Here is a 4,768-nt window from a genome sequence, read left to right as displayed (position 1 = left end):
CACTCCTTCTCTGCTTCCAGAAGCTACTGCTTGTTCTGATGATTCTGACTTGTCGAAAGCTGCATAATTTGATTGCTTGACTTCGGGGGTTGTTTTCTTCTTCTTTATACCCCCTGAACGCTTACCCTGGGGAACAGTCTGGAAGACATCGAAAAAACTTTACCAGGATGGTTTCACCCTGGGAAGATTTATGATCATTTCAATGGCAAGCTTATTAAATTTGAGGGGGAGGAATGAAGCAAGTAACTTATTTTTCTAGTGCATCGGTTCCGGGTGCGATCGCCATTGAGAATTTTTGGAGCGCTGTAATTGCCTACCAGGAAACCAATGAGAGGGGCAATTGCTTCTACTATGCCAGCGATAACCCGACCACTGCAAAGACAGAACTAGAGGCGATGGGATTTAAGGAAGTGGATATTTTAGGACTGCGAACGGCTGAGGAAATGAAGCCGTATATTATTAGGAGGAGAGCAAATGTATAAATTAATGTTTTTAAAACTCAGTTAGTTTTTAAAAATAGCAAAATACAATAACCGCGATAAAAAACCGACTTAGATATCTGAGTCGGTTTTTTGTCGTTTTGGGTATGCTCTACTGGTTTAGTTCTGACTGAATCGCTTTGATAATGTGATCATAGTTAGCTGCGGCCATAACCTTATTTGGTTTACCATCAGCCAAGAACCAATCCGAATAATACGGGTATAGTTCAACTAATTTATTTTCGATAATTGTCCCTGAGACATCATTCGGTTTCATCTTCTTTTTTATGTTGTCTCTTCTGTTTATAATTTGTTTCTTGTCTAGTATTTTTTTCCCTGCCTGACCACTTACGGTAATTTCTGCTTTGTCCACATCATCGCTTTGGTGGCGATCGCCGGAGGCGGGGCTTTGCCCATCGCTCAAATCTTCCCCAGGTGTGATCACCTCCTGGGGTTCCTCCTGCTGTGTAACCTCTTCCTCTTGTACACAGTTGTGTACAGCTTGTATACTATCCTCCTGTGGTTCCTGGGGTAATATATCCTCAGTCGGTTTACTAATGTGTACAGACTGTATACCGACTAGCTGCAAGGCTTTTATCTCTTCTCTTAGTTGTGCGATCGCATCCCATTGTTTAGCCAATACTTCGTTTATAGATCCGCTTTGGGTATTCATCCTATCGATAAATTCTCCCCTCAATTTATCTAGTACATCCTGTGGCACGGGTGAACCCTGGGGAGTACCACCAATAGCAGCAAGTACAATTCTCTTAGCTATGGCTTGTTTAGTCTCCCCCCCCTCCCCTAACGCCTCTAGTGCCTCTAATTGTTTGGTATTCAGTCGGAAGGAAATTATCTCAGAATTACTCATAGCTTTGTGTGTACGTGTTGTATACATCTGTGTACAAATATCATAACATTATTGTATACATCTGTATACAATAATGTGTACAAATATTATGCTACAGAAGTTACTTTTGTAATACCGCTTACACGCTTGTGGGTAAATAGTGGTTATGCTTTGGCGACGGTTCAAAACTTCGTATCTAGACTAAATGGTTTAGTCTAGTAATACAATTTTACTACAACCCATTTACATAGACTTTACTCTATGTAAATCTATTAATTACCTGCTTTTGTCTATATGTGCCAGTTGCCCCTTCTCTTTGTCAACTATTAACGACCGTTTGAAGTTGACAAAGTAGACGTTAGAAGTTTACAATCATGGCATAAGGAACAAACAAAGGTTAAACAGACATGGCACGCGCTAAAGCAAACATAAAAGCAGTCGTTATCTACACCAGAGTATCAACCGATGAGCAGGGAAAATCAGGACTAGGATTAGATGCCCAATTAGACGCGTGTCGTAAGTTAGCCAACTTTGAGGGTTTGGAGATTATAGGAGAATATCAGGATGTTTGTAGTGGGAAGAGTGATCCGATGGTTAGAGACGGTTTTAAAACTGCTATTGATACAGCTATCCAGTTTGGTGCTAAACTTCTTATCTCAAAATTGGATAGACTAAGTAGAGATGTATTTTATGTTTCTTCTTTTACTAACGGGTTTATGATTAAGAATTGCCCAAAATTAATAATTGCAGAAAATCCTAATGCCAGTGAGTTTGAAATTAATTTACGCGCGTCACTCGCACAGGAAGAGAGAAGATTAATTTCCGAACGGACTAAAGCAGCTTTGGCAGTCAAAAAAGCACAAGGCTGTAACTTAGGTCAGGCAGGTAGACAGTCTCATTCTGATAAGGCACAAGAGGCAACAGAAGCCGCAATAATTAGAGCGCAAGAATTACGCGAACAGGGCTTAAGCCTGGACAAAGTTTGTACCATTTTAAACACTGAAGGCTACACCACATCAAGAGGTTCCCAGTGGTCTAAACAAGCATTAAACAAGAGATTAAAAGCTAATCCTCAACCTGTTACTGCATGATGTATTGCACCTTAAAGTAATTTTGATGCCCTTCTAGGCGATTCTAGAGGGGCATTTTTTTGATGTTTAGTTTTGTATACAGTCTGTACACATTTGTAGACAAATTAGCAAAGTGACTCTTATCTTATATTCACTTTTTATCGTAGTTTTTGTACTGGTGATAGTAGTACGAAGCTGCATACAGTTTTAACAGATCATCGCTTTGTCAGTGGTACGGGGTAAAATCAACCCACAGCAGTTGAAAGAGTGTTGCCAATCTGGGAATAGTGGGAGATTAAAAATTGGGGTCACTTTAAAAAGAATTGTTATAATTCGGGATGTTCCATACTAAACAATCTTTTTACTTCTTCTTGCCCTAATAAAATTTCAATTTCTTCGTGGTCAGACAAAGTAAAACTACAATTTGGACAAACAAAGAGACTAAAATTTATTGGGTATGCTCCATTAATAACAGAGTAGTTTAAGTCCGGATAATAGATACTATCTATATCCCAATCTATTTCAATCTGAGCCTTACCCTTGCAAATTGGACAAGTATGTGTAGCATAAGTAGCTGTGATAAGTACAAATTTTTGATCATCTGTTGCATCTTTTGCTAATATTTTTTTCTCACAAGAAAGTTTTTTATCTTTAGAATAACGCCTTTTTAAAAAATTCAACCTTGTCTGTAATTCTAAAACTTCAGCCTGCTTATATGCTTCTCTGAAATTTTTCATTATTTCCCATATCTCTATCCCAAAAACGTCTACAGGATTTTTCTTGAGGCAAACCGAACAAATTAATTCAGATATAGATGTTACATTAACTCTAATTCTTCCTTCTATTTCATCTAAAGAAAAATCGCCAGAGCCATGAATTAAGAAATTCCTATCTTCAACTATTTTGTCTAGGTTATAGTTGCTCCTTTTAAGCTCAGGAAATATTTGACTTAATCTAGTAAATCCGTCTTGTAAGCTAACAGTTTTTGTCCTCCTTGCGTCACTATTTGGCTTTTTACTACTTTCAATTTCACTACTTCGTATTTCTATACTTCCAATTCTTTTCCCTAGTTTTAGATTTAAAACATCCTTGAAAGCTATATTCTCTAAAACCATGAGTTGGTTTTCTTGTTCTAAAGAAAATTTAATAAATTTTTCAAGTCCAATAGCTATAAGTATGCATCCCGATATAATTGAAATATCGTCTTTTTCTGGACTTAATAAATCTAATCCTTGTTTGTATAAGCCAATAGCAGAATCAAAATATTCTAAGTAAACTTGGGTAGACATTGTATTAATTTGTAAATTAGACATTAAGCATTATTGCACAACCAACCTACTTGAATGCCACGACTATTCGGTTTATGGCAAGAAGGGGATTTATTACACAGCAGAAGCAACGTTAAAAGTGGCTAGGGAATGGGTACAAATTTGATATCAAATCTACTTGTCTACCGAGTCACTGGACAAAGTAAAATTGTCAAGTACGCCACTGGACAAGCCAAGATGGACAACCAAGACATTGAATTGATAAAAATCGCTAGTCTACAAGCCAGATACGGGTTAGAGTCCAGACAAGCCATATACGACAGAATAAACGGACTGGACATAAAACCAGTGGCACGGGGTAAAATCAACCCACAGCAGTTAGAGCTACTGGACAAACTTGACAAGCATATCCGGGGTGGGGGTGCGATTGCTAATTTTCCCATTCAGCCAGAGGTTGAAATACCCGCACTGGAAAAACTTGACAATCAACTAGACAAACTTGACAACGAACTAGACAACAGCGAAAACCTAACCGCTATCAGTCTTATGGCTGGTTTGGTTGAGAAAATGATGGGGTACATGGGGAATAGGCGATCGCCCCTAGCAGAATATGAGGAATTAGAAAAAGCTGTAACTCATAAGTGGATACTGAGTACAGGCAAGGTTAAAGAATTAATTGGTGTTACCCCAAGGGTGGGCAAAGATGAAGTGGCTTTTGTGTGGGGTAGTTTTACTTTCACCAAAGCGGGAAAGCTGGGTAATCAGATGGGGTGGTTGGTTAGTAAAACCTAGTATTTAGGTCAAAGTTAAAGAATATTTTTGAGCATTTACAAAACTTTGCAACGTGTCCCATCTTGTCTTTATACCTATTAAAACTTAATATGTAAAATCAGAACACAATTTAATATTTAATAGAATTTTCTTGAAGCCATTCTGATATTGTTTCTTGACTTTCTTGACCGTTTGCTAGTCGTTCCATTATTAAAACAACTTGCGGTTCTGGAACATCTAATGAATATCCATTTAATTCGAGAAAGGTAGCCATCACTGCGAAAGCTACCCGTTTATTACCGTCTATAAAAGCATGGTTTTTTGCAAATCCAT

At 38.0% G+C, this 4,768-nt stretch carries 6 protein-coding genes; 3 read left to right on the top strand and 3 right to left on the bottom strand.

The window, feature by feature from the left end:
• Positions 1-233 precede the first annotated feature (233 nt).
• The gene (locus VB620_RS20700; protein WP_323198043.1) at positions 234-482 is read left to right on the top strand and encodes a hypothetical protein; all 249 of its coding nucleotides are present in this window, start codon (positions 234-236) and stop codon (positions 480-482) included.
• A 109-nt stretch (positions 483-591) separates the two neighbouring features.
• Here the strand turns inward: VB620_RS20700 and VB620_RS20695 are convergent, their stop codons facing one another.
• Positions 592-1,347 (bottom strand): hypothetical protein, encoded by a 756-nt coding sequence (locus VB620_RS20695; RefSeq protein ID WP_323198042.1) that lies wholly within the window; start codon positions 1,345-1,347, stop codon positions 592-594.
• Between the two features lie 386 nt (positions 1,348-1,733).
• On the opposite strand from VB620_RS20695, the gene VB620_RS20690 reads away from it, so the two are divergent.
• Positions 1,734-2,417, top strand: coding sequence for a recombinase family protein (locus VB620_RS20690; protein WP_323198041.1), 684 nt, complete (start codon positions 1,734-1,736; stop codon positions 2,415-2,417).
• A 305-nt stretch (positions 2,418-2,722) separates the two neighbouring features.
• Here VB620_RS20690 and VB620_RS20685 read toward each other — a convergent pair whose 3' ends face one another.
• Complete coding sequence (locus tag VB620_RS20685) at positions 2,723-3,709, bottom strand: hypothetical protein (RefSeq protein ID WP_323198040.1); 987 nt, start codon at positions 3,707-3,709, stop codon at positions 2,723-2,725.
• Positions 3,710-3,814: 105 nt separating this feature from the next.
• Here VB620_RS20685 and VB620_RS20680 point away from each other — a divergent pair, with 105 nt between their 5' ends.
• Positions 3,815-4,456: a hypothetical protein gene (locus tag VB620_RS20680; protein WP_323198039.1), complete on the top strand. Its 642-nt coding sequence runs from the start codon at positions 3,815-3,817 to the stop codon at positions 4,454-4,456.
• A 109-nt stretch (positions 4,457-4,565) separates the two neighbouring features.
• Here the strand turns inward: VB620_RS20680 and VB620_RS20675 are convergent.
• Positions 4,566-4,768, bottom strand: a 203-nt coding sequence (locus VB620_RS20675) for a type II toxin-antitoxin system death-on-curing family toxin (RefSeq protein WP_323198038.1), incomplete at its 5' end; no start/stop codon positions are given.

The sequence above is a fragment of the Nodularia harveyana UHCC-0300 genome, assembly GCF_034931085.1.
Taxonomy (GTDB): domain Bacteria; phylum Cyanobacteriota; class Cyanobacteriia; order Cyanobacteriales; family Nostocaceae; genus Nodularia; species Nodularia harveyana.
The sequence above is the reverse complement of the archived record's forward strand: the minus strand, read 5'-3'. Positions and strand labels throughout refer to the sequence as shown.

Excerpts from the sequence above, each read along its gene's own strand:
- VB620_RS20680 (WP_323198039.1), top strand. The coding sequence starts at position 3,815 with ATGGGTACAAATTTGATATCAAATCTACTTGTCTACCGAGTCACTGGA.
- VB620_RS20695 (WP_323198042.1), bottom strand. The coding sequence starts at position 1,347 with ATGAGTAATTCTGAGATAATTTCCTTCCGACTGAATACCAAACAATTA.
- VB620_RS20685 (WP_323198040.1), bottom strand. The coding sequence starts at position 3,709 with ATGTCTAATTTACAAATTAATACAATGTCTACCCAAGTTTACTTAGAA.
- VB620_RS20700 (WP_323198043.1), top strand. The coding sequence starts at position 234 with ATGAAGCAAGTAACTTATTTTTCTAGTGCATCGGTTCCGGGTGCGATC.
- VB620_RS20690 (WP_323198041.1), top strand. The coding sequence starts at position 1,734 with ATGGCACGCGCTAAAGCAAACATAAAAGCAGTCGTTATCTACACCAGA.